This window comes from Tardiphaga sp. GW821-FHT12E02 (genome assembly GCF_058807155.1).
The window spans coordinates 2,334,184-2,358,636 of record NZ_JBXAQK010000001.1; the positions used below are offsets into that span (position 1 = coordinate 2,334,184).

The following is a 24,453-nucleotide window of genomic DNA, read 5'->3' on the forward strand; positions in this document are numbered from 1 at the left end:
GCAGGCTGAATGTTCTACTGGCTGATCGATTTCGCGGGCACCTTCCCGGTGTTCAACGTGTTCCGCTACATCACCTTCCGCACCGGCGGCGCGGTGGTGACGGGCGCCTTGTTCGTGTTTCTGTTCGGACCGTGGATCATCGACAATCTGCGCCTGCGCCAGGGCAAGGGTCAGCCGATCCGCACCGATGGTCCGCAGTCGCATCTGGTCAAGGTCGGCACGCCCACCATGGGCGGGCTGATGATCCTGTCAGGCCTCGTGGTCTCGACGCTGCTCTGGGCCAATCCGCGCAATCCCTATGTCTGGATCGTGCTGGCGGTGACGCTCGGCTTCGGCTTTGTCGGCTTCTATGACGACTATCTCAAAGTCACCAAGCAAAGTCACAAAGGCTTTGCCGGTCGCACGCGCCTGCTGATCGAATTCATTATCGCCGGTGCGGCCTGCTACGCGTTCATGCGCCTTGGCCGTGATCCCTTGTCGAGTTCGCTGGTCATTCCTTTTTTCAAGGACATCATCCTCAAGCTCGGCTGGTTCTTTGTCATCTTCGGCGCCTTCATTGTGGTCGGCGCCGGCAATGCGGTAAATCTCACCGATGGTCTCGACGGCCTCGCCATCGTTCCCGTGATGATCGCCTCCGCAAGCTTCGGCCTGATCGCCTATCTCGCCGGCAATGCCGTGTTCTCCGATTACCTGCAGATCAACTATGTAGCGGGCACCGGCGAGTTGGCCGTCTTATGCGGCGCTGTGCTCGGCGCCGGTCTCGGCTTTCTCTGGTTCAATGCGCCGCCGGCCTCGATCTTCATGGGCGATACGGGTTCGCTCGCCCTTGGTGGCATGCTCGGCTCCATCGCGGTTGCCGTAAAGCACGAGATCGTGCTCGCGGTGATCGGCGGGTTGTTCGTGCTTGAAGCTGTCTCGGTCATCGTGCAGGTGACATCGTTCAAGCTCACCGGCAAGCGCGTGTTCCGCATGGCGCCGATCCATCACCATTTCGAGCAGAAGGGCTGGACCGAGCCGCAGATCGTGATCCGCTTCTGGATCATCTCGGTGATGCTCGCGCTGGTCGGCCTCTCCACGCTGAAGCTGCGGTGATCGCGTGATCCCCGTCACCTCATTCGCTGGCAAGACAGTCGCGGTCTTCGGGCTCGGCGGTTCGGGCCTCGCATCGTGTCACGCACTGAAAGCTGGCGGCGCAGAAGTCATTGCGTGCGATGACAGCCCGGACAAGATGGCCGAGGCTGTGCGTGCCGGCTTCATCACGGCCGATCTGCGTACGGTGTCCTGGGCAAGCTTTGCGGCGTTGATTCTCACGCCTGGCGTGCCGCTGACGCATCCGCAGCCGCACTGGACCGTGCTCGCCGCGCGGGAGGCAGGCATCGACGTCATCGGCGATGTCGAATTGTTCTGCCGTGAACGCAAGGCACATGCGCCGGATGCGCCGTTCATTGCCATCACCGGTACCAATGGCAAATCCACCACCACGGCCTTGATCGCGCATCTGGTGCGCGAAGCCGGTTTCGATACGCAGATGGGCGGCAATATCGGCACCGCGATCCTGTCGCTGGAGCCGCCGCGCGCTGGCCGTGTCCATGTGATCGAGATGTCGTCCTATCAGATCGATCTCACGCCCTCGCTCGATCCCACCGTCGGTATCCTGCTCAATGTCACGCCTGATCATATCGATCGCCATGGCACCATTGAACACTACGCCGCCGTGAAGGAGCGCCTTGTCGCCGGCGTGCAGCCGAGTGGCACCGCGATTGTCGGCGTCGATGATGACTGGTGCAGCAAGATCGCCGATCGTCTCGATCAGGCCGGCAAACGCGTGGTGCGCATCTCGGTCGAACATCCACTCGCAGACGGACTCACGGTCGATGGCAGCAAGATCGTTGAGAATGCCGGCGGCGCGCAGAGTGTGGTCGCCGATCTCGCCGATATCGGCTCGCTGCGCGGCCTGCACAATGCGCAGAACGCCGCCGCGGCGTCCGCCGCCGTGCGCGCGCTCGGCGTCAGCCTCGATGTGCTGCAAAAGGGACTGCGCTCGTTTCCCGGTCTCGCCCATCGCATGGAGCAGGTCGGGCACCTCGGCACCACGCTGTTCGTCAATGACAGCAAGGGCACCAATGCCGATGCTGCCGCGAAGGCGCTGTCGTCCTTCACCGACATCTTCTGGATTGCAGGGGGCAAGGCGAAGGAGGGCGGCATCGCCCCGCTCACCGAATTCTTCCCGCGCGTGAAGAAAGCCTATCTGATCGGTGAAGCCGCCAATGACTTTTCGCGCACGCTGGATGGAAAGGTGCCTTACGACATCAGCGTGACGCTCGATGCAGCTGTCGCTAATGCCGCGCGCGATGCGGCTGAAGCCGGGCTCGCAGCGCCCGTCGTGCTGCTGTCACCGGCCTGCGCGTCTTTCGACCAGTTCCGCAATTTCGAGATCCGCGGTGACCGGTTCCGGGAGCTGGTGCTTGCGCTGGATGGGGTGCGTAGGATGGGTTGAGCGACGGCGCGAAGCGCCGGAGCGATAACCCATCGGCCGAGCCCGCCGCATCGACTGAATGATGGGTTTTCGCTTCGCTCAACCCATCCTACGGAATCGCGTTTGATCGCATTTTTCACGATCCCTTAACCCTCTGGCAACCGTAATGCCGCATCGATAGGGGCTTATCGATCCGCAGGACGCGCCCATGATCACTCGCGAACAACGCACCCCGCTCAGCGAATGGTGGTGGACCGTGGACCGCCTCCTGCTGGCGGCGATCGTCGCGCTGATGCTGGCCGGCGTGATCCTGTCGCTCGCGGCGTCGCCCCCGGTCGCGACCCGCATCGGCCTTGATCCGTTTCACTTCTTCAATCGCCACATCCTGTTCCTGGTCCCGTCGATCATCGTGCTGATCGGCGTCTCCTTCATGTCGCCGCGGCAGATCCGGCGCTCGGCGCTGATCGTGTTTGCGTTGTCGGTCGTGTTGATCCTCGCAACGCTGGCGATCGGGCCGGAGGTGAAGGGCGCAAAACGCTGGATCACCATTCTCGGCATCAACATTCAGGCGTCGGAAGCGGCAAAGCCTTCGTTCATCGTTGTCGCTGCATGGCTGTTCTCTGAGTCGATCCGCAAGCCCGGCATGCCCGCGACATCCATGGCGGTGGTGATGCTCATGATGCTGGTGTCGCTGCTCGTTCTACAGCCGGACTTCGGCCAGACGATGCTGGTCCTGATGGCCTGGGGCTCGCTGTTCTTCATCGCCGGCATGCGCATGGTGTGGGTGGCCGGTCTCGCCGGCGCGGCCGCGGGCGGCTTGTTCCTCGCTTACTTCATGGTCCCGCACGTGGCCGGTCGTATCAAGCGCTTCATGGATCCGGCGTCCGGCGATACGTTCCAGGTCGATACCGCGATGGAGGCTTTTTCCAATGGCGGCTGGTATGGTCTTGGGCCGGGCGAGGGCATCGCCAAGCGCAGCCTGCCGGACAGCCACACCGACTTCGTCTTCGCCGTAGGCGCCGAGGAGTTTGGCATTCTGTTGTGTCTCGCATTGCTCGCCCTGTTCGCGTTCATCGTGATCCGCGCGCTGTCGCGGGCCTATGCGACGGAAGACCTGTTCTCACGCTTCGCAGCCTCCGGCCTCGCAATCCTGTTCGGCGTGCAGGCAGCCATCAACATGGCCGTGAACCTGCATCTCATCCCGGCCAAGGGCATGACGCTGCCGTTCATTTCCTATGGCGGCTCCTCCATGATTTCGCTCGCTTACAGTGTCGGCATGCTGCTCGCGCTCACGCGCATGCGGCCGCGCACTGAGGTCGAAGCCATCGATGCGCATGTCGCGCGCACTTACGCGTGATGAGCACCGCACCTCTCATCCTGCTCGCTGCAGGTGGCACCGGTGGTCATCTGTTTCCGGCTGAAGCGCTCGGTGTCGCGTTGATGAAACGCGGGCTGCGCGTCCGCCTCGTCACCGACGCGCGTGCTCTGAAATATAGCGGGTTATTTTCGCGCGACATGATCGATGTGGTGCCGAGCGAGACAGTGCGCTCGCGCAATCCGCTGTCGCTGGCGCGCACCGGCGTGATGCTGGCGGCCGGTACGGCCATGGCCGTGAATCTGATGCTGCGCCAGAAACCGGCAGCGGTGATCGGCTTCGGTGGCTATCCGACACTGCCGCCGCTCTTTGCTGCGCGCCTGTTCGGGATCCCCAGCATCATTCACGATTCCAACGCGGTGATGGGGCGGGCCAATCGTCTGCTGTCGAAAAAGGTCGATGCCATCGCGACCTCGCTGCCGGGTGTGCTCGATCGCGTGCCCGAACTCGCGAAGAAGACGACGACCACGGGCACGCCGATGCGCCCGGCGATCCTCGCCGCGGCGGCTGTGCCCTACAGCGCGCCAGATCTCACCGCGCCATTCCGCATGCTCGTCGTCGGCGGCAGCCAGGGCGCGCGCATCATGGCGGATATCATACCGCCGGCCATCGAAAAGCTCGAACCGTCGCTCTGGAGCCGTCTGATCCTCACGCAGCAGGTGCGTGAAGAAGACATGCCGCGCGTGCGCGCGATCTATGATCAGTTCAAGATCAAGACCGAGCTTGCGCCGTTCTTCTCCGATCTGCCGGCCAGGCTTGCGTCGAGCCATCTCGTCATCTCGCGGTCCGGCGCCGGCACTGTCGCCGAACTCGGTGCGATCGGCCGTCCGTCGATTCTGGTCCCGCTACCCGGCGCCATCGATCAGGACCAGCACGCCAATGCTGGCGTGCTGGCAGACGCTGGCGGCGCCATCCGCATTCCACAAAGCGAGTTTACACCGCTGCGTCTGGCGTCCGAAATCTCCGCACTCGCAGGCGAGCCCGCGCGTCTGAATGAGATGGCACGTGATGCGCAGAAGGTCGGCAGGCTCGATGCTGCGGATCGGCTGGCGGATCTGGTGATGCAGGTCGCGAAGATTTAGTGACAAAGCTAAATCCTCACATTCTCCGCCATGTAATCCAGAAAAGCCCGTACGCGTGCCGGCAACTGTCCACCATGTCCGACGAACACCGCATGGATCGGCTCGATATCGCCGGGATTGAAGTCGTCAAGCACGGGCACGAGGCGACCTGCGACGATGTCCGCTTCCACATGAAAGCGCGCCAGCCGTCCGAGGCCCATGCCGGCCAGGGCGATCTGGTGCATGGCTTCGCCATCGCTGACCAGCGCATTGCCTGATGGCAGCACGGTAATCGTCTCGCCGCTCGCCAGTTTGAACGGCCAGCCGCTCTTCCATTTGCCGAAGCTGAAATCCAGCAGATTGTGTCCGGCCAGATCGTCCGGCGTGTTCGGCGTGCCGCGCTCGGCGAGATAGCTGGGGGAGGCGACGATGACCATCCGGCTCTCACCCAGCTTGCGCGCCAGCAAGCGCGACTCGCGCATCAGCCCGACGCGGATCGCCACATCGGCGCGTTGCTCCAGCAGGTCGACCACCAGGTCCGTCAGCGTCACATCGACCTTGATGTCGGGATAGCGCTTCGCGAAATCCGGCAGCAGCGGCAGCAAGTGATGCAGCCCGAACGGCACGCTCGTGTTGATGCGCAGCAGGCCCGTCGGCGTCGCCCCCACCGCGGCTTCGCGCTCGGCGGCGGTGATCTCGTCGAGGATTTGCACCGCGCGCTCGTAGAAGGCTGTGCCTTCCGGCGTCAGTTGCAGTTTTCGCGTCGAGCGGTTGATCAGCCGCACGCCAAGCCTGGCCTCCAGCCGCGCCACCAGCTTGCTCACGGCCGATGGCGTCATCTGGAAGGCGCGGGCGGCCATGGAGAAACCGCCAAGTTCGACCACCCGCGTGAACACGTCCATTTCGCCGGAGCGGTTGATGTCGAGGCGCGACATGATTTTCAAAGCCTTTGTGATTTCAATTCACAAATCTTGTTCCGAATGGATGTCTATCTCATCTATACCGGGCGGTCCATATCCGAGGGCATCAACCTCACGTACGGACTTTGTCATGCCCCTCGCACTTTACGCGCTTACCGCCGGCGCTTTCGGAATCGGCGTCACCGAATTCGTCATCATGGGCATCCTGATCGAGGTCGGACGTGACCTCGGCGTGTCCATCCCGGCTGCCGGCCTTCTGATCTCCGGCTATGCGCTCGGCGTCGTGGTCGGCGCGCCGATCATGACCGTCGCCACCGGCCGTTGGCCGCGCAAGACGGTTCTCCTGGTGCTGATGGGCATCTTCACCATCGGCAATCTCGCTTGCGCCGTGGCGCCGGATTACTGGAGCCTGATGGCAGCACGCGTGCTGACGGCTTTTGCTCATGGCACCTTCTTCGGCGTCGGCTCTGTTGTCGCCACCACGCTGGTGCCGGCCAACAAGAAGGCGTCCGCGATCGCCGTGATGTTCACCGGCCTCACCGTCGCGAACATTCTCGGCGTGCCGTTCGGCACATGGCTCGGCCAGCATTTCGGCTGGCGCGCGACCTTCTATGCCGTGACGCTGGTGGGCCTGCTCGCCCTTGCAATCATCGCTGTGTTCGTGCCGAAGGATCGCGAGAAGCCCGCTCCGTCGAACCTGAAGCAGGATCTGGCCGTATTGGCGCGGCCGCAGGTGTTGATGGGCCTGTTGACCACGGTCCTGAGCTGGGTCGGCGTGTTTGCCGTGTTCACCTACATCGCGCCGATCCTGACGCGATTGGCTGGCTTTTCGGACGCCGCTGTGTCGCCGATCCTGCTCGTCTTTGGTGGCGGTCTGGTGATCGGCAATCTGGTCGGCGGCCGCCTGGCGGATCGCTGGTTGCTGCCGACGGTGCTCGGCAGCCTGCTGGCATTGACCGTGGTGCTCGCGCTGATGAGCTTCGCCACCCACAATCAGATCGCCATCGTGGCCTTCGTCGCACTGCTCGGAGCCGTCGGCTTTGCCACCGTGCCACCGCTGCAGATGTGGGTGCTGGACAAGGCCCATGGCGCCGGCCAAAGCTTGGCATCGAGCTTCAACATCGCCGCCTTCAACCTCGGCAACGCCATCGGTGCCTGGCTTGGCGGCGCGGTGATCGACTACGGTGGGCTTGCCTCGGTGCCTTGGGTCGCGGCGCTGGTGCCGCTTGCGGCGTTCGGTGTGGCGCTCTGCGCAATCCGCTTCGACCGGATGCGGGCGCCGGTTCCGGCCGCGGCGGAGTAGGGCGATTCGGCAGAACCTGCCGCATTTGCAAGCCAAATATCGTTCACTTTCGTCATGGCCGGGCTTGTCCTGGCCATCCACGTCTGTTTGAAGGAGTCATGTGCCCGGTGCTGCGTCGGGCGTGACGAACGACAGAGATTGCCCCATGAGACTGCCGCGCGAGATCGGACCCATTCATTTTGTCGGCATCGGCGGCATCGGCATGAGCGGCATCGCCGAAGTGCTGTGCAATCTCGGCTACACCGTGCAGGGCTCGGACGCGTCGGAAAACGCCAATGTGAATCGTTTGCGCGAGAAGGGCATCACGATCCATGTCGGCCACACCGCGGAGAACGTCGCCGGCGCCGATGTGCTGGTCGTCTCGACCGCGATCAAGCGCGACAATCCCGAATTGATGGCCGCGCGCGCGCAGCGTATTCCCGTCGTCCGTCGCGCTGAAATGCTTGCCGAACTGATGCGCCTGAAAAGCTGCGTTGCCATCGGCGGCACCCATGGCAAGACCACCACGACATCGATGGTCGCGGCATTGCTCGATGCCGGTGAATTCGATCCCACCGTCATCAATGGCGGCATCATCAACGCCTATGGCACCAATGCACGCCTCGGTGCCGGTGAGTGGATGGTGGTCGAAGCCGACGAGAGCGACGGCACCTTCCTGAAGCTCCCCACCGATGTCGCCATCGTCACCAATGTCGATCCCGAACATCTCGATCACTTCAAGACGTTTGACGCTGTGCAGGACGCCTTCCGCAATTTCGTCGAGAACGTCCCGTTCTACGGTTTTGCGGTGATGTGCATTGATCATCCCGTGGTGCAGACCATCGTCGGCAAGATCGAGGATCGCCGCATCATTACTTACGGGCAGAACCCGCAGGCCGATGCGCGCTTGGTTGATCTCAAGCCAGCGAATGGTGGCTCGTCCTTCAAGGTCGCGTTCCGTGATCGCAAGGCCGGAACTACCCATGAGATCGACAATCTCCTGCTGCCGATGCCCGGCCGTCACAACGCGCTCAATGCAACGGCGGCCATCGCCGTCGCACATGAGCTCGGCATTTCCGATGCGCAGATCCGCAAGGCGATCTCGTCCTTCGGCGGCGTCAAGCGCCGCTTCACCAAGACCGGCGAATGGAATGGCGTCACCATCATCGACGATTACGGTCACCATCCCGTCGAGATCGCGGCCGTGCTGCGCGCTGCGCGCGAAAGCACCGCAGGCAAGGTCATCGCCGTGGTGCAGCCGCATCGCTATACGCGCCTACAGTCGCTGTTCGAGGAATTCTGCACCTGCTTCAACGATGCCGATACGGTCATCGTCGCTGAAGTCTATGCCGCCGGCGAAGCGCCGATCGCCGGCATCGACCGGGATAATTTTGTCCTCGGCTTGCGCGCGCACGGCCATCGCGAAGTGATCCCGCTGGCGGAATCGGCCGCGCTTGCTGGCCTCGTTGCGGGTGTGGCGAAGAGCGGCGATACTGTCGTGTGCCTCGGCGCCGGCAACATCACGCAATGGGCTTATGCGCTGCCCGCTGAATTGAAGGCGCTCGGATAACATCGTGAGCGGTTTTCCCGACATCACCCCCGATCTCAAAGCCGCGATGCCCGAGCTGCGCGGGCGTCTGCTCGCGAATGAGTCGCTCGCGCCGCTGACATGGTTTCGCGTCGGCGGTCCCGCGCAGGTGCTGTTCACGCCGGCGGAGGAAGACGATCTCGGTTACTTCCTGTCGAAGCTGCCGTCCGACATTCCCGTTACCGTCGTTGGCGTTGGCTCTAACTTGATCGTGCGGGACGGCGGCATCGAAGGCGTTGTTATTCGGCTCAGCCCGCGTGGTTTCGGTCAGGTCGCGGTGGATGGCGATATTGTCACCGCAGGGACCGCAGCTCTCGACAAGCGCGTCGCGGAAACGGCCGCCGCTGCGAATATTGGCGGTCTCGAATTCTATTTCGGCATTCCCGGTTCGATCGGCGGCGCACTGCGCATGAATGCGGGCGCCAATGGCGGCGAGACCAAGGATGTGCTGATCGAAGCTGTTGGCATCGGCCGGGATGGCCAGAAGCATGTGTTCGACAATGCCGGCATGCAGTTCGTCTATCGCAATTGCGGTGTCGATCCGTCGATCATCTTCACCTCAGCAAAGTTTCGCGGGCCGATCACCGATCCCGCCGCAATCCGTATCCGCATGAATGAAGTGCAGGCGCATCGCGAGATGGCGCAGCCGATCCGTGAGAAGACCGGCGGCTCGACGTTCAAGAATCCGCCCGGTCATTCCGCCTGGAAGCTGGTCGATGCTGCAGGTTGCCGCGGACTGCGCGTCGGTGGCGCGCAGGTGTCGGAGATGCACTGCAATTTCCTGATCAACACCGGCGACGCCACGGCGCATGACATCGAGACGCTGGGTGATACCGTGCGCGCCCGCGTGCTGGCGCAGTCCGGCATCGATCTGCATTGGGAGATCAAGCGGATCGGTGTGGCGCTTTAATCCGTTGGCTTCGGTGGCTGCGGCAGGGCCGCACCCGGTCCGAGTTCCGGCAGAGTGAGCAGATGCTGCAGCGGCGCCTTCGAGACGCGGAATGCGCCTTCATACGGATGTTCCTGCAATGCGATCAGGCCCAGCGCCACGATGGCGGCGCTGCCGAATACCGTGAGCGCCGTCAGCATCGCGCGTGGCCGGTCCATATGCACCAAAGCGAGACCGACCTGGGTGAGCAGGCCGAGGATCAATACCGAAACCCATTTCAGGTCATTGGTCTGGTCCGCAGCGATGCTGAGCCGCTCGCTGCGCGCGGTGCCGGCGCGGATCACGGCGCTGAGCAGTGCCACCTGCACGGGCGTTCCGGACTCGCGTCCGACGCTGAGATCGCTGACCTCGCGCAGCACGTCATCATAGGCCACCTCGGTGCGCGGTGACGGCTCGTCACGGATCATCGCCGGCCACTCATCGGTCAATACCGAATTGACATAGACCTTCAGCGCCTTTCGGATGTCGGTCATGTCCGATACCGCGGCTATGCTCAGTGCGTAGACATTGCGGATTTCGCTCGCCTCGGCCTGCATGGCGCGCACCGCGTGGCGGCCGCGCTCGCCGACATCATTCGCCAGAAAGCCGGTGAGCAGGCCGAACAGGATGGCGACCGACGAGAAGAACGGCGCCACGATGCCGTTGAGCTTCTGGATCTGTTTACGCAGCGGGGAGCCGAAGCAGAGAAAGACCAGGACAAGCGCCGCGCCGTAATACAACACGCACAGGGTGGCGAAGATGCCGAAAGTGTTCAGGTCGAGCCAGGCTCTGGTCATCGCATCTCGTCCATTGATTCCGGGCGCGCAGTTGCACCATATCCGCTGCGCTCTCGCGCATCGACGTCGTACAAGGCATTATATGACTCGCGCCCAGCCGTGCCATTGCCTTGCCGCTATGGTTACGATGCGGTGATTCGCATGGAGATCCGACAATGACTGCCTCGATCGCCCCAAACCTGATCACCATCGTGTTCGGGGGGCTGAACAAGGAGCGGCTGGTATCTGTCGCTTCGGCGCAGGCACTTCATTCGGCGCTGCCGGAAGCGGCTTTGTGGTTCTGGGACGCCGACGATCAGGTCTACGAGACCTCGGGCGCAACGCTGTTGGGCCATGAGCGTCCGTTCGAAAATCCGTTCAGAGCCGACGGCAAGTCGCTCGGTTCGCTGCCGCAGGCGCTCGATATCGCAAAGGGCGAGAAACGCGTGCTGGTGCTCGGCATGCATGGTGGCGCTGCCGAGAATGGCGAAGTGCAGGCCATGTGCGAAGTCCGCGGCGTTGCCTTCACCGGCTCCGGTTCTGCATCGTCCAACCTGGCCTTCGACAAGGTGGCAGCCAAGCGTTTTGCCGCGATTTCCGGCGTTCCGATCGCCGCCGGCATCGCGCTCGGCGACATGGAAGCGGCGCTTGATACGTACGGCAAGCTGATCGCCAAGCCGGCGCGCGATGGCTCCAGCTATGGCTTGATGTTCGTGAATGCCAAGCAGGATCTGGTCGCCGTCCGCAATGCCGCGAAGACGGAAGACTACGTGATCGAGCCATTCGTCGCCGGCATCGAGGCGACCTGTGCGGTGCTGGAGCAGGGCGATGGTTCGGTGATCGCGCTGCCGCCCATCGAGATCGTCCCGGCCGGCGGTGGCTTCGACTACGAGGCGAAATATCTCGCCAAGTCCACGCAGGAAATCTGCCCTGGCCGTTTCACGCAGGAGGTCACAGCGCAGTTGCAGGATTTCGCTGTCCGCGCCCACAAGGCGATGTCCTGCACCGGCTATTCGCGCTCGGATTTCATCGTGTCGGCCAATGGCCTGGTTTATCTTGAAACCAACACGCTCCCGGGCCTGACCAAGGCGTCGCTCTACCCCAAGGCGCTGAATGCGCAGGGGATCGGGTTTGTGGAGTTTTTGAACGGACAGATTGAGTTGGGGCTCAAACGCTCGGTGCGGTGAAGAAACTGCGACCCAACGCCGCCCGTCTGCGCTCGCCACGGTTCCTTAACACCCGGCTGCAACACTCCCGCTAAAGTCTTCAGAATCCGGGGTAAAATGCCCCCTGAATCCTTCCCCTTTACGTTTTGTTTACCAGGACAGCCGAAGGTTAACGCTGGCGGCGCATGTTGCGCTTGGCTGCCGAGGCGTGAGCTGTGCGGGTGTTCCGTATCGTCGCGTAACGATGGAAATGCTGTCTTTTCAGACACTTGGTCCGTTCCGGTCTGCCGAGAGGTCATCAGCGCTTTTGACCCGCGAAAATGCGGGCACAACTTGTGACGAGCTCGTGGAATGGATGGTGGAGGACGCCTCTCTCGGTCGGTCGGATCGCTGAGGCCCCAAGCTGACCTCAAGATGGCGGCCCGGGGGGCAGGCATCCTGCTGCGTGAGCGGCTGGCGCCGCTCGAGCGTTCCGTCTCGGCCCTGAAGAACCGCAAGGCACCCGAGCGCGAGCCGAGCACCAGCAAACTCGTCATCTTCATCGAGCGCTATGTCCCGCGCCGCGTCGGTATCGCAGCGACGCTGCTGATGCTTGCCGGCAGCGTCGGTTTCGGCGTCGTCAAAGGCGAACATGTCGACGAAGTGGTCGAGGCCTTCAAGGACACCCGCAATGCTGCGGCCAATGCGGCCGGGTTCCGCATTTCCTCGGTCATCCTCAACGGCCGCAAGCAGCTGACCCAGGACGAGATCCTAGCCATCGGCGGCATCAATGGCCGATCGTCGCTGCTGTTCGTCGATGCCGCTGCCGTGCGCGACAAGCTCAAGGCCAATCCGTGGATTGCCGACGCCAATGTGCTGAAGCTGTATCCGGATCGCCTGCAGATCGATGTCACCGAGCGCACCGCTTTCGCGCTTTGGCAGGAAGAGGGCAAGCTGGCCGTTATCGCCGATGATGGCGCCGTGCTCGAAAACTACGTGCCGAGCCGCTTCGTCAAACTGCCGCTGGTGGTGGGCAAGGGCGCGGACGCCGCGGCCAAGGATTTCATCGCGCTGCTCGATCGTTATCCGCAAGTCCGCGCCGTCACCAAGGCTGCGATCTATGTGGGCGAGCGCCGCTGGAATCTGCGCCTCAACGATAATCTCGATATTCGCCTGCCCGAAAACGATGTCGGCAATGCGCTGGCGATGCTGAGCAAGCTCGACCGCGATGATCGCCTGTTTTCGCGCGACATCGTCGCCATCGACATGCGCTTGCCGGATCGCCTGACCGTGCGTCTGTCGGAAGAGGCCGCGAAGGCTCGCGAAGAGCAGTTCAAGGCGCAAGATAAAGCCAAGAAGAAAGCAGGCGCAGCATGAGCGGGCTGGATCGCAACCAGGCGCCGAAGACGCGCCAGATGGCGGCCAACCGCACCGCGTTGGTGGCGTCGCTCGACGTCGGCACCAGCAAGATCGCGTGCATGATCGCGCGTCTGCGTCCGTGTGCGCCGAACGAGGCGCTGCGTGGGCGTACCCATGCGGTCGAGCTGATCGGCTACAGCCAGATCCAGTCGCGCGGCGTGAAGTCCGGTGCGGTGGTCGATATGGGCGAAGCCGAGCAATCGGTGCGCCAGGCCGTCGGACTCGCCGAGCGCATGGCCAAGGTCCGCGTCGAATCCGTTTTGCTGTCGGTCTCCGCCGGTCGCCTGCAGGGCCAGCTCATCGAAGCCTCCGCCGATATCAAGGGTGGTGCCGTCACCGCTGCCGATATGGCGCGCGTCACCTCCACAGGCATGCGTCATGCGACGCCGCCGGGCCGCACCGTGCTGCACGCGCTGCCGGTGAGCTATTCGCTCGATGGCGTGAAGGGCATTCGCGATCCCAAGGGCATGGTCGCGTCGCAATTCGGCGTCGATATGAATGTCATCACCGCGGACGCTACCGTCGCGCGCAATCTGATGCTCGTGGTCGAGCGCTGCCATCTTAATGTCGAAGCGATGGCGGCAGCGCCTTATGTCGCCGGACTCTCCGTGCTCACCGATGACGAGACCGATCTCGGTGCCGCCGTCGTCGAGATGGGGGCGGGGACCACGACGATTGCTACTTATTCAGGTGGCCGCATCGTTCACGCCTCCGGATTTGCGGTAGGCGGGCAACACATCACCATGGATCTCGCGCGCGGACTCGGCTGCTGCATTGCGGATGCCGAGCGAATCAAGACGTTATATGGCACCGTGCTGACAGGTGGCTCCGACGCGCGTGAAATGATGAACGTGCCGACGGCAGGCGATAACGACCGCGATTATCCGCAGGCCGTGTCACGCGCCACGATTGCAAACATTGTGCGCCAGCGTGCCGAGGAGATTTTCGAAATGATCCGGGATCGGCTTGCGGATTCGCCTTTCGCTGCAGAACCGCGCGCACGCGTGGTGCTGTCGGGCGGCGCCTCCCAGCTCACCGGCCTGGTCGAACTCGGCTCGCAGATTCTTGGTCGCTCGGTGCGCGTCGCGCGCCCGCTCGGCTTCGGCCGCCTGCCCAACGAGGCGAAGAGTGCATCCTTCGCCGTGCCGTCGGGCCTGCTGGTGTATCCGCAATTCGCCCACCTCGAACATGTCGAGCCGCGCCATACGCGGCAACTCAAGACCGGCACCGACGGCGGCGGATACTTCGGAAAGGTCGGCCGATGGCTACGCGAGGGCTTCTGATGAGATTTTTCCAGACAACGCACATTCCGTCATCGACGCCACCGGCTTCAAGCCACCGGCAAGACCACACAATTCGCGCTTAATACGAGAGGCAAACTCATGACCATCAATCTCAACGTTCCTGATATCAGCGAGCTGAAGCCCCGTATTACCGTGTTCGGTGTCGGTGGCGCCGGCGGCAACGCCGTCAACAACATGATCACCGCCGGTCTGCAGGGCGTCGACTTCGTCGTCGCCAATACGGACGCGCAGGCGCTGACCATGTCGAAGGCGCAGCGCATCGTGCAGATGGGCACCCAGGTGACCCAGGGTCTCGGCGCCGGTTCGCAGCCGGATGTCGGCGCTGCCGCCGCCCAGGAAGTGATCGACGAACTGCGTGATCACCTCACGGGCGCCAACATGGTGTTCGTCACCGCCGGCATGGGCGGCGGCACCGGCACCGGTGCCGCTCCGGTCATCGCCAAGGCCGCCCGCGACATGGGTATCCTGACCGTCGGCGTCATCACCAAGCCGTTCCACTTTGAAGGTCAGCGCCGCATGCGCACCGCCGAAGCTGGTATCAACGAGCTGCACAAGGTGGTCGATACCCTTCTGATCATCCCGAACCAGAACCTGTTCCGGGTTGCCAACGAGAAGACCACGTTTGCCGACGCCTTCGCGATGGCCGACCAGGTGCTCTACTCGGGCGTCGCCTGCATCACCGACCTGATGGTGAAGGAAGGCCTCATCAATCTCGACTTCGCCGACGTGCGCGCAGTCATGAAGGAGATGGGCAAGGCGATGATGGGCACCGGCGAAGCCACCGGTGAGAAGCGCGCATTGACCGCCGCTGAAGCCGCCATTGCCAACCCGCTGATCGACGATTCGTCCATGAAGGGCGCGAAGGGCCTCCTGATCTCGATCACCGGCGGCAAGGACCTGACCCTGTTCGAAGTCGACGAAGCCGCAACCCGCATCCGCGAGGAAGTAGATTCGGACGCCAACATCATCGTCGGCGCCACCTTCGACGAGAGCCTCGACGGCGTGATCCGCGTCTCTGTTGTCGCGACCGGCATCGAGCAGGCCCAGCTGGCCCGCGCGCCGGCCCCGGTGTCGGCTCCGGCCGCAGCCGTCGCCGCGCAGCCGGACACCCGTCTCGCTGATCTGACTGCCCGCCTGCGCGCCGACAACCAGCGCATCGCCGCTGCTGCTGCCGCCAAGGGTGCTCCGGCGCCTGCCGCCGCGCCCGCTCCGCGCGCGCCGTCCAACAATCACGAACGCGCCGCTCTCGCCGCCATCGCTGCTGCCGTTGCGCCAGAAGCGCAGAGCAACACCTATGGCGACGTGACCGTTCGCCCGATTGCGCAGAAGCCGTCGCTGTTCCCGGAAGCTCCGCGCCAGGAAGCCCCGATGGAAGCGCCGCTTCCGGAGCAGTTCATTCCGCCAGCGGCTCATCTGGCTCCGGTTCGCGCCCCGCGCATGCCGAAGTTCGAGGAACTGCCGATGCCGGCCCAGGCCGAGATCCGCCAGGCGCGCGGTGAAGCCGATGAGGAACCGCAGAAGCAGCGCCTGTCGCTGCTGCAGCGCCTCGCCAATGTCGGCCTCGGCCGTCGCGACGAGGAATCGGAAGCTCCGGTGTCCGGCCGTTCGCAGGCTCCCGCCATGGCCCCGATGCCGCCGCTGCCGGAACGCAAGCCGCAGCGTTCGGTTGCCCAGCAGATGGGCAATGAGCCGCCGGTGTCCGAATATGCTCGCCGTCCGGCCCCGCAGGGTCTCGACCTCCATGGTCGTCCGGCACCTGTGGCTCCCGCGCCACAAGGCGATGATCATCTCGATATCCCGGCTTTCCTGCGCCGCCAGTCGAACTGATCGCCTGTAACAATTGCCATCAAGATTAAGCCCCGGTCATGTGACCGGGGCTTTTTCGTGGGCATGCTGCTAAAGGCGTCATGATTCATTAATCTATTGATTTTATTTACTTAATTTCAGTGTGCGTCGCCGCTCTCGCATCTTGTCGGTGCGGAAACCGCCAGAAACCTTGGTTAACAACCGGCCGGATTACGGCAGAGGTTGGGTAACAATCGGTTAGAAAGCGTGAGTTGGCGCACTTTGTGGCAAGGGTTAATGTGACTGCGACTCGGGGGCTCGGATAGCCGCAAGGTTGGTTCGAGTGAGTCCCTCTCATGACGAGAGGTCTATTTGGGTGGGTAACATATGACTTTCAGCCGACAGACCACGCTTGGAGCGCAGGCCACCGTCACTGGTGTCGGCGTCCATTCCGGAAAACCTGTCAGCCTGACCCTTGGACCTGCTCCCGTCGATGCCGGTTATATCTTCGTCCGCACCGGGCTTGAAGGTCCGGATCGTGAAGTTCAGGCCACCGCCAAATCCGTCATCGCCACTGAATTTGCCACCGTGCTCGGCGATCGTGAAGGCCCCATCGTTTCCACCGCCGAACATGTCCTTGCAGCCCTTCGCGGCATGGGCATCGATAATGCCACCATCGAGGTCGACGGCCCGGAAGTGCCGATCATGGATGGTTCGGCCGCCGCTTTCGTTGCCGCCATCGATCAGGCTGGCGTAGTGGAGCAGGGCGCCCGCCGCCGCTTCATCCAGGTGCTGAAACCGGTGCAGGTTGCCATCGGCGATAGTTTCGGTGAATTCCGCCCCCATGCGTCCGGCTTTCGTGCCGAAATCGAAATCAACTTCAACAATCCCGCCATCGGCCGTCAGAGCTATGTGCTCGACCTCAATCCCGAATCCTTCCGCCGTGACGTCGCCCGCGCCCGTACCTTTGGCTGCATGAACGACGTGGCCCGCCTCTGGAGCGCCGGTTTCGCGCTCGGCGCCTCCTTCGAAAACTCTGTCGTGTTCGACGACACCAAGCTCCTCAACACCGAAGGCCTCCGCTACGCCGACGAATGCGCCCGTCACAAGGTCCTGGACGCGATCGGCGATCTCGCACTGGCCGGCCTGCCGATTCTCGGTGCCTATCGCTCGGTGCGCGGCGGCCACAAGCTCAACAACGAAGTCCTCAAGGCGCTGATGGCCGATCGTTCGGCCTGGAAGATCGTCGAGGCCGATGCGGTGTCCGTTCAGGCACCCGCCCGCCGCGGCCGTGCCACGGCTGACGTCACCTCGGGCGTGCTCGGCGGCCTGAGCCCGGCTTTCGGGCCGGACGTGTCCTGATCCGGTACGCCGTTTTGGACGCGTTCCAGCGTCCGACACCCTCAGTAACCATAACTACCTGTCTCCACACCTCTTTCGCCACAATCCCGGCGAAATGCGTCCGTATCCGGTTGGTTAACGAACGGCCTTCAGATAAACAGGCGCGCGGTCGGGGATCATGACCACGGGCTTGTTTCGGCTGGTTCGTATCGGGGCGCGGTTGGCGCGCAGAGCACCGCATTCAGGGCGTCGTTGAGGCGCCCGCACACAGACGTCAGGCAAGAATAGATGTCGGCACAGCGTTTCGCGCTTTCCTTTCGTGATGAACTCCAGCGCCTGAAGCGTCCGCTTCGGCTTGCTGTCGGCCTGATCGTGCTGGCCGTGCCGCTGGCCGGCTGTGGCACCGGCGCGCTGTGGGAGAAGTTCAGCAAGAAGGATGACCAGTTCGTCGATGAGCCCGCCGACAAGCTCTATAATGAGGGTCTGTACCTCATGAACCAGAGCAAGGATCCCAAGGCGGCCTCGAAGAAGTTCGAGGAAGTCGATCGCCAGCATCCGTATTCGGAATGGGCGCGCAAATCGCTGCTGATGTCTGCTTACGCCGCCTATCAGACCGGCGACTACGACACCTGCATCGGCTCGGCCACGCGCTATGTGACGCTGCATCCCGGCAGCCCTGATGCTGCCTATGCGCAATATCTGATCGCCGCCTCGCATTACGACCAGATCCCGGACATCTCGCGCGATCAGGGCCGTACTGAAAAGGCCATGGCTGCGCTCGAGGAGGTCGTCCGCAAATATCCGACCTCTGAATACGCCACCTCCGCCAAGCAGAAGCTGGAAGGCGCGCGCGACCAGATCGCCGGCAAGGAAATGGATATCGGCCGCTACTACATGAAGAAGCGCGACTACACCGCCGCCATCAACCGCTTCAAGACCGTGGTCACCCAGTACCAGACCACCCGCCATGTCGAGGAGGCGCTGATGCGCCTGACCGAGGCCTATATGACTGTCGGCGTGGTCGGCGAGGCGCAGACGGCCGCCGCCGTGCTTGGCCACAATTTTCCTGACAGCCGCTGGTACAAAGACGCCTACAATATTGTAAAGTCGGGCGGTCTCGAACCGAGCGAGAACAAGGGCTCCTATATTTCAAGGGCCTTCAAGCGAATCGGCCTCGGCTAGGAATCGTCCTCCCATGCTCGCTCGTCTGTCGATCCGTGACATCGTCCTGATCGAGCGGCTCGATATCGAATTCGCACGAGGTCTCGCGGTGCTCACCGGCGAGACCGGCGCCGGCAAATCGATTCTCCTCGACGCCTTCGCTCTGGCCCTCGGCGGTCGCGGCGATGCGGGCCTGGTCCGCCATGGCGCGGAGCAGGGGCAGGTGACTGCCGCTTTCGATCTTGCCCCAGACCATCCCGCCCTCAGCCTGCTCAAGGACAACGGTTTCGACGACGACACCGGCGAGATGATTCTCCGCCGCGTGCAGTTCGGCGATGGCCGCACCCGCGCTTACATCAACGACCAGACCGTCAGCGTGCAGACGCTGAAAACGATCGGTGCCGCCCTGGTCGAAATTCACGGCCAGCATGACGACCGGGCGCTTGTGGACGCCGCCAGCCATCGCCGGCTGCTTGACGCCTTCGCCGGGCTGGACAAGGACGTCGTCGCGCTGGAAGCGCTGTGGGATGCCCGCAAGGCTGCCTATACGGCTCTTGAGACGCATCGCGCCAATATGGAGCGCGCCGCCCGCGACGCCGATTATCTCCGCCATTCCGCCGATGAGCTGAAGAAGCTCAATCCGAAGGACGGCGAGGAGACCGCGCTCGCCGAGCGCCGCACCGGCATGATGCAGGGCGAGAAGATCGCCTCCGATCTGCGCGAGGCGCAGGAGGCCGTTTCCGGCCCGCATTCGCCGATCTCCGCATTGGCCGCCGCCGTGCGCCGACTGGAGCGCCGGGCCGGCTCGTCGCCGACGCTGGTCGAGCCTGCGGTAAAGGCCATCGACGTCGCCATCAATGCGCTGGAGGAGGCTGACCAGCATCTCAGCGCAGCCCTCATCGCCGCCGATTTCGATCCCGCCGAGCTGGAGCGCATCGAGGAGCGCTTGTTCGCGCTGCGCGCTGCCGCCCGCAAATTCTCGACGCCGGTGGATGGCCTGGCCGCGCTGGCTGCAAAATTCTACGCCGATGTCGCCACCATTGATGCCGGCGCCGGCCAGTTGCAGAAGCTGGAAAAGGCGGCGATCGAAACCGACGCGAAATATGCTGCCGCTGCTGCCAAGCTTTCGGCTGCACGGATCAAGTCGGCCGAGAAGCTGAACAAGGCCGTCATCGCCGAGCTCGCGCCACTCAAGCTGGAGCGCGCCAAATTCATCACCCAGGTCGATACCGACGCGGCCACGCCCGGCCCGCAGGGTATCGACCGTGTCGAATTCTGGGTGCAGACCAATCCCGGCACGCGACCGGGTCCGATGATGAAAGTCGCCTCCGGCGGCGAACTCTCGCGCTTCCTGCTGGCGCTGAAAGTGGTGCTGTCCGACAAGGGGTCGGCGCCCACGCTGGTGTTCGATGAAATCGATACCGGTGTCGGTGGCGCGGTGGCTGATGCCATCGGTGCGCGGTTGGGCCGTCTGGCTGGCAAGGTGCAGGTGATGGCGGTGACGCACGCACCACAGGTGGCCGCACGCGCCGACCAGCACCTGCTGATCTCCAAGGCCGCCCTTGATAAGGGCAAGCGCGTGGCGACCAATGTGAACACGCTCGCCGACGACCACCGCCGCGAGGAAATCGCGCGCATGCTGGCGGGGGCTGAGATTACCGCGGAAGCAAGGGCTGCGGCGGACCGGCTGCTGAAGGGCGCGGCGTAACCCCACGGTGTCATTCCGGGGCGCGCCGAAGGCGCGAACCCGGAACCTCGGAATGTTGCACTCTGTTGCCGCGGGCTACGATGCTGAGATTCCGAGTTCGCGCTGCGCGCGCCCCCGGAATGACTGTCTGTGTCGAAATCCCATTGTGTTTCGCACCATCCTGCCAAACACTTCAGCCCATGTCGTATTACGTCTACATGCTCGCCTCGAAGAAGAATGGTGTGCTGTATATCGGCATCACCAATGATCTCATTCGGCGTGTCTACGAACATAAGACGAATGCGGTGAAAAGCTTCACCTCGCGCTACAACGTGCATCTGCTGGTCTGGTTCGAGATCTACGATGATCCGCTGATCGCCATCACACGTGAGAAGGAATTGAAGAAATGGCGACGCGACTGGAAGGTCGCGCTGATCGAGGCGAACAATCCCGAATGGCATGATTTGTATGCCTCGATCCTGTAAGAGCAAAACATCATGAGATTCCGGGTTCGCGCTGCGCGCGCCCCGGAATGACGAAAGCGGTGCGCATGGCCAAATCCCCCAAAACCCCCACTGACATCTCCACGCTCACCAAGCCGAAAGCCAAGATCGAGCTGATGCGGCTGTCGCTGGAGATGGAGGCGCATAACAAGCGCTACTATCAGGACGATGCGCCAACAATCTCTGACGCCGACTATGATGCGCTGCGTCGCCGCGTCGAAGACATCGAAGCGAAGTTTCCCGAGCTCGTGGCAACGGATTCGCCAACCCAGACCGTGGGGGCCGCTCCCGCGCGCGGCTTCGCCAAAATCCAGCACGCTGTTCCAATGCTCTCGCTCGGCAATGCCTTCAGCGACGACGACGTCACCGAATTCGTGGAGCGCATTCAACGCTTCCTCAAGCTGGACGAAATCCCCGCGCTCGTCGCCGAGCCAAAGATCGACGGCCTCTCGCTGTCGCTGCGCTACGAGAATGGCGAGCTGATTCATGCCGCCACCCGCGGCGATGGCTTTACCGGCGAGGATGTCACCGCCAATGTCCGCACGATCAAGGACATTCCGAACACGCTGAAAGGTAAGCACATCCCCGCCGCCTGCGAGTTGCGTGGCGAGGTCTATATGCTCAAGAGCGATTTCCTCGCGCTCAACAGGAAGCAGGAAGAAGCCGGCGACACCGTCTTCGCCAATCCGCGCAATTCCGCCGCCGGCTCGTTGCGCCAGAAGGACGTGGCGATCACCGCGTCGCGGCCGCTGAAATTCTTCGCCTATGCCTGGGGCGAGATGTCGGACTATCCGATGCCCGAACCGACCCAGCACGCGATGATCGCCTGGCTGGACAAGGCCGGCTTCACCGTCAATCCCGAGATCACACTGTGCAAGAGCGTCGATGGCGCGCTCGCCTTCTATCGCCGTATCGGCGAGATCCGGGCGACACTCGGCTATGACATCGACGGGGTCGTCTACAAGGTCGATCGCATCGATTGGCAGGCGCGCCTCGGCTTTGCCGGCCGCGCGCCGCGCTGGGCCATCGCGCATAAATTCGCGGCCGAACAGGCGACCACCGTGCTCGAAAAGATCGACATCCAGGTCGGCCGCACCGGCGCACTGACTCCGGTGGCACGGCTGACGCCGATCACGGTCGGTGGCGTCGTGGTCTCGAATGCGACGCTGCACAATGCGGATTATATTGCCGGCATCGGCAATGACGGCCAGCAGCTGCGCGATGGCATCGACATTCGCGAGGGCGACACGGTGATCGTCCAGCGTGCTGGTGACGTCATCCCGCAGGTCGTGAATGTCATCCTTGAGAAGCGCCCGACAACCGCGAAGCGGTATGCATTCCCTGACAAATGTCCGGTCTGCGGCAGCCATGCGATCCGCGAGAACGACGAAGTCGTCACGCGTTGTACGGGTGCGCTGGTGTGTCCGGCGCAGGCCGTCGAGAAGCTCAAGCATTTCGTGTCGCGGCTTGCTTTCGATATCGACGGCCTCGGCGACAAGCAGATCCAGGAATTTTATGACGAGGGCATCATCATGCATCCCGTCGACATCTTCACGCTGGCAAAACGCGACGAGCGCAACAGCAAGAAGCTGCGCGACCGCGAAGGCTATGGCGAGGTCTCGGTGCGCAATCTGTTCGCCGCCATCGACGAGCGACGAAAGATCGAGCTCAATCGCCTGATCTTTGCGCTCGGCATTCGCCATATCGGCGAAGGCAATGCCAAGCTGCTGGCACGACATTACGGCTCCTTCACCGTGTTTCGCGAGGCGATGCTGGCTGCGGCGGCCGGACAAAGCGAGGAGGGCAATACGTCGGAGGCGTATCAGGATCTGAACAATATCGGCGGGGTCGGCGAGATCGTGGCCGATGCCGTGGTCGAGTTCTTCGCCGAGAAACGCAACGTCAAGGCGCTCGACGAATTGCTCGATGAGATCGAGGTACTCGATGTCGCGCAGGCCAAGACCGACACGCCGGTGGCTGGAAAGACAGTGGTGTTCACGGGATCGCTGACGAAATTTACGCGCGACGAAGCGAAGGCTTCGGCTGAGCGTTTGGGCGCGAAGGTCGCGGGTTCGGTGTCGAAGAAAACCGACTACGTCGTCGCAGGTGAAGATGCCGGCTCGAAGCTTGCCAAGGCGCGCGATCTGGGTGTGGCGGTGCTGACCGAGGACGAGTGGCTGGCGTTGATTGGCGGATGATGCCATTGACCTCCCTCCCCGGAGCGAAGCGAATGGGGAGGGTCCGCCGATAGGCGGGGGCGGGGTCTATCCCCACGTGACATCGGAGCTTGCTGAAGCACCCCACCCGTCTCGAAGCGCGCTGAACGCTCTCTTCGATCCACCCTCCCCACGGCGCCGCTACGCGGCTTGGGGGAGGGAGAAGGCGCCTACATCAATCCGCTCTCTTCGCTCTCCGCCTTCTCCATCATCTTCTCGGTCACCACCACGTTCCGTCGCGGCACCAGAAAGATCATCGCTGCCGCGCAGCCGCAGGACAGCACGACCAGTGAAAGATTGAGCGCCACGGGCGTCGCAAAATGTCCGCCGAGCCAGGCGCCACCCTGCGAGCACAGCGAGCCAAAACCCATCTGCATGAAGCCCATCATGCCCGACGCAGCCCCCGCGGCCTGCGGCCGGATGCTGAGCGCGCCGGCAGCGCCGTTCGACATCACGAAGGCGTTGCCGAACATCACGATCATATGGGTGAGGAACAGCCAGGACGGGTTCTGGTTCAGCCCGGTCAGTCCCCACACCACATTGAGCAGGGCGCCGGCGAATTGCAGCGCAAGGCCGAACCAGATCAACTGCTCGATGGTCCGCCGTGGCGCGAAACGCACGCAGGCGAGATTGCCGAGCAGATAAGCGAGGCCCGAGGTCGCAAACCAGGCGCCATACTCAGCCGACGTGCGGCCCATCTGGTTGACGACCACATAGGGGCCGCCGCCGGCGAAAGTGAAGATGATCCACGATGCCATTACATAGCAGAACAGATAGCCGATAAAGGCGCGGCTGCCGAACAGGACTTTCGAGTCGGCGATGAACCCGCCGCCGCCCGCATCGCTGGTTGCGCGCTTGCGCGTCTCCGGCAGCAGCAACGCGATCGCCAGCGTCACGACGAGCGAAGCGGCGGTGACCGTGTAGAAGATCGCGCGCCAGCCGAAGCCGGTCTCGATCAGGCCGCCGGCCAGAGGTGAGAGCATCTGCGCGATCATCATCACGGCGATGACGAGGCTGATCATCGGTCCGACCCGCTCGCGCGGATAGAGGTCGCGGATGATGGCGCGGCTCATCACCATCCCCGTGGCGCCGCCGAGCGCCTGGAAGAAGCGGGCGGCGATCAATTGCGGCAGCGTGGTCGCAAAACTCGATCCGATGCCGGCGATCACCATCAGGCTGAGCCCGGCGAGCAGCACCGGCTTGCGGCCGAAGCGATCGGACAGCGGCCCCATGATCAGCTGCGAGAAGGCGAGCCCGACCATATAGAGCGATACCGTCATCTGCGCGATGGAGATGTCGGCCTCGAAGGTGCGGGCGAGCTCGGGCAGTGCCGGCACCAGCATATAGAGCGAGATCGGCGCGATGCCGGTCATCACGACCAGCAGGAGCAGCATCACGCGGGAGCGGGTGAGGTCGATGGATTTGAGTTCAGTCATCATTGACCGTCATTGCGAGGAGCGTAGCGACGAAGCGATCCAGTTGTTCC

Annotated in this window: 19 protein-coding genes; 16 read left to right on the forward strand and 3 right to left on the reverse strand. The window is 63.2% G+C overall.

Translation table 11 applies throughout. The features are described 5' to 3' along the window. Positions 1 to 9: 9 nt before the first annotated feature. From mraY to murG, 4 genes are all read left to right on the forward strand, one after another. Positions 10 to 1,092, forward strand: coding sequence for a phospho-N-acetylmuramoyl-pentapeptide-transferase (gene mraY / locus AC1RQ5_RS11060; protein WP_398480375.1), 1,083 nt, complete (start codon positions 10 to 12; stop codon positions 1,090 to 1,092). A gap of 4 nt (positions 1,093 to 1,096) precedes the next feature. Then, positions 1,097 to 2,497: a UDP-N-acetylmuramoyl-L-alanine--D-glutamate ligase gene (gene murD, locus AC1RQ5_RS11065; RefSeq protein WP_493198914.1), complete on the forward strand. Its 1,401-nt coding sequence runs from the start codon at positions 1,097 to 1,099 to the stop codon at positions 2,495 to 2,497. Positions 2,498 to 2,684: 187 nt separating this feature from the next. Continuing rightward, entirely contained in the window at positions 2,685 to 3,833 is a 1,149-nt protein-coding gene (gene ftsW, locus AC1RQ5_RS11070; RefSeq protein ID WP_398480370.1) for a putative lipid II flippase FtsW, read from the forward strand. After that, a complete protein-coding gene (gene murG, locus AC1RQ5_RS11075; RefSeq protein ID WP_493198916.1) occupies positions 3,833 to 4,933 on the forward strand; it encodes an undecaprenyldiphospho-muramoylpentapeptide beta-N-acetylglucosaminyltransferase in 1,101 nt (366 codons plus the stop codon). The genes ftsW and murG overlap by 1 nt, the downstream gene beginning before the upstream one ends. 8 nt (positions 4,934 to 4,941) lie before the next feature. Here the strand turns inward: murG and AC1RQ5_RS11080 are convergent, their stop codons facing one another. Continuing rightward, the gene (locus AC1RQ5_RS11080) at positions 4,942 to 5,847 is read right to left on the reverse strand and encodes a LysR family transcriptional regulator (protein WP_493198918.1); all 906 of its coding nucleotides are present in this window, start codon (positions 5,845 to 5,847) and stop codon (positions 4,942 to 4,944) included. 115 nt (positions 5,848 to 5,962) lie between these two features. On the opposite strand from AC1RQ5_RS11080, the gene AC1RQ5_RS11085 reads away from it, so the two are divergent. From AC1RQ5_RS11085 to murB, 3 genes are all read left to right on the forward strand, one after another. Beyond that, positions 5,963 to 7,135 (forward strand): MFS transporter, encoded by a 1,173-nt coding sequence (locus tag AC1RQ5_RS11085; protein ID WP_493198920.1) that lies wholly within the window; start codon positions 5,963 to 5,965, stop codon positions 7,133 to 7,135. A 145-nt stretch (positions 7,136 to 7,280) separates the two neighbouring features. After that, a complete protein-coding gene (murC, locus tag AC1RQ5_RS11090; RefSeq protein WP_398480362.1) occupies positions 7,281 to 8,684 on the forward strand; it encodes a UDP-N-acetylmuramate--L-alanine ligase in 1,404 nt (467 codons plus the stop codon). A 46-nt stretch (positions 8,685 to 8,730) separates the two neighbouring features. Further along, a complete protein-coding gene (gene murB / locus AC1RQ5_RS11095) occupies positions 8,731 to 9,612 on the forward strand; it encodes a UDP-N-acetylmuramate dehydrogenase (protein WP_493203385.1) in 882 nt (293 codons plus the stop codon). Here the strand turns inward: murB and AC1RQ5_RS11100 are convergent. Further along, positions 9,609 to 10,427, reverse strand: a complete 819-nt coding sequence (locus AC1RQ5_RS11100; RefSeq protein WP_493198922.1) for a bestrophin-like domain — start codon at positions 10,425 to 10,427, stop codon at positions 9,609 to 9,611. The genes murB and AC1RQ5_RS11100 overlap by 4 nt on opposite strands. A gap of 155 nt (positions 10,428 to 10,582) precedes the next feature. Here AC1RQ5_RS11100 and AC1RQ5_RS11105 point away from each other — a divergent pair, with 155 nt between their 5' ends. The 9 genes from AC1RQ5_RS11105 (at position 10,583) to ligA (ending at position 22,949) form a co-directional block, all read left to right on the forward strand. Beyond that, a complete protein-coding gene (locus tag AC1RQ5_RS11105) occupies positions 10,583 to 11,593 on the forward strand; it encodes a D-alanine--D-alanine ligase family protein (protein ID WP_493198924.1) in 1,011 nt (336 codons plus the stop codon). Positions 11,594 to 11,923: 330 nt separating this feature from the next. Further along, positions 11,924 to 12,928 (forward strand): cell division protein FtsQ/DivIB, encoded by a 1,005-nt coding sequence (locus AC1RQ5_RS11110; RefSeq protein ID WP_493198926.1) that lies wholly within the window; start codon positions 11,924 to 11,926, stop codon positions 12,926 to 12,928. Continuing rightward, the gene (gene ftsA / locus AC1RQ5_RS11115; RefSeq protein ID WP_398480353.1) at positions 12,925 to 14,253 is read left to right on the forward strand and encodes a cell division protein FtsA; all 1,329 of its coding nucleotides are present in this window, start codon (positions 12,925 to 12,927) and stop codon (positions 14,251 to 14,253) included. The genes AC1RQ5_RS11110 and ftsA overlap by 4 nt, the downstream gene beginning before the upstream one ends. Positions 14,254 to 14,352: 99 nt before the next feature. Next, a complete protein-coding gene (gene ftsZ / locus AC1RQ5_RS11120) occupies positions 14,353 to 16,101 on the forward strand; it encodes a cell division protein FtsZ (RefSeq protein ID WP_493198927.1) in 1,749 nt (582 codons plus the stop codon). Positions 16,102 to 16,446: 345 nt separating this feature from the next. Then, entirely contained in the window at positions 16,447 to 17,421 is a 975-nt protein-coding gene (lpxC, locus tag AC1RQ5_RS11125; protein WP_398480349.1) for a UDP-3-O-acyl-N-acetylglucosamine deacetylase, read from the forward strand. A 267-nt stretch (positions 17,422 to 17,688) separates the two neighbouring features. Then, positions 17,689 to 18,582, forward strand: a complete 894-nt coding sequence (locus AC1RQ5_RS11130) for an outer membrane protein assembly factor BamD (protein ID WP_398480347.1) — start codon at positions 17,689 to 17,691, stop codon at positions 18,580 to 18,582. A gap of 13 nt (positions 18,583 to 18,595) precedes the next feature. After that, the gene (gene recN, locus AC1RQ5_RS11135; protein ID WP_493198930.1) at positions 18,596 to 20,269 is read left to right on the forward strand and encodes a DNA repair protein RecN; all 1,674 of its coding nucleotides are present in this window, start codon (positions 18,596 to 18,598) and stop codon (positions 20,267 to 20,269) included. A gap of 179 nt (positions 20,270 to 20,448) precedes the next feature. Next, positions 20,449 to 20,733 (forward strand): GIY-YIG nuclease family protein, encoded by a 285-nt coding sequence (locus AC1RQ5_RS11140; protein ID WP_493198932.1) that lies wholly within the window; start codon positions 20,449 to 20,451, stop codon positions 20,731 to 20,733. Between the two features lie 65 nt (positions 20,734 to 20,798). Further along, positions 20,799 to 22,949, forward strand: coding sequence for an NAD-dependent DNA ligase LigA (ligA, locus tag AC1RQ5_RS11145; protein WP_493198934.1), 2,151 nt, complete (start codon positions 20,799 to 20,801; stop codon positions 22,947 to 22,949). Between the two features lie 188 nt (positions 22,950 to 23,137). Here the strand turns inward: ligA and AC1RQ5_RS11150 are convergent, their stop codons facing one another. Further along, positions 23,138 to 24,403 carry a multidrug effflux MFS transporter gene (locus AC1RQ5_RS11150; RefSeq protein WP_493198936.1) on the reverse strand — a complete coding sequence of 422 codons (1,266 nt, stop codon included), beginning with the start codon at positions 24,401 to 24,403 and terminating at the stop codon, positions 23,138 to 23,140. Between the last annotated feature and the right edge of the window lie 50 nt (positions 24,404 to 24,453).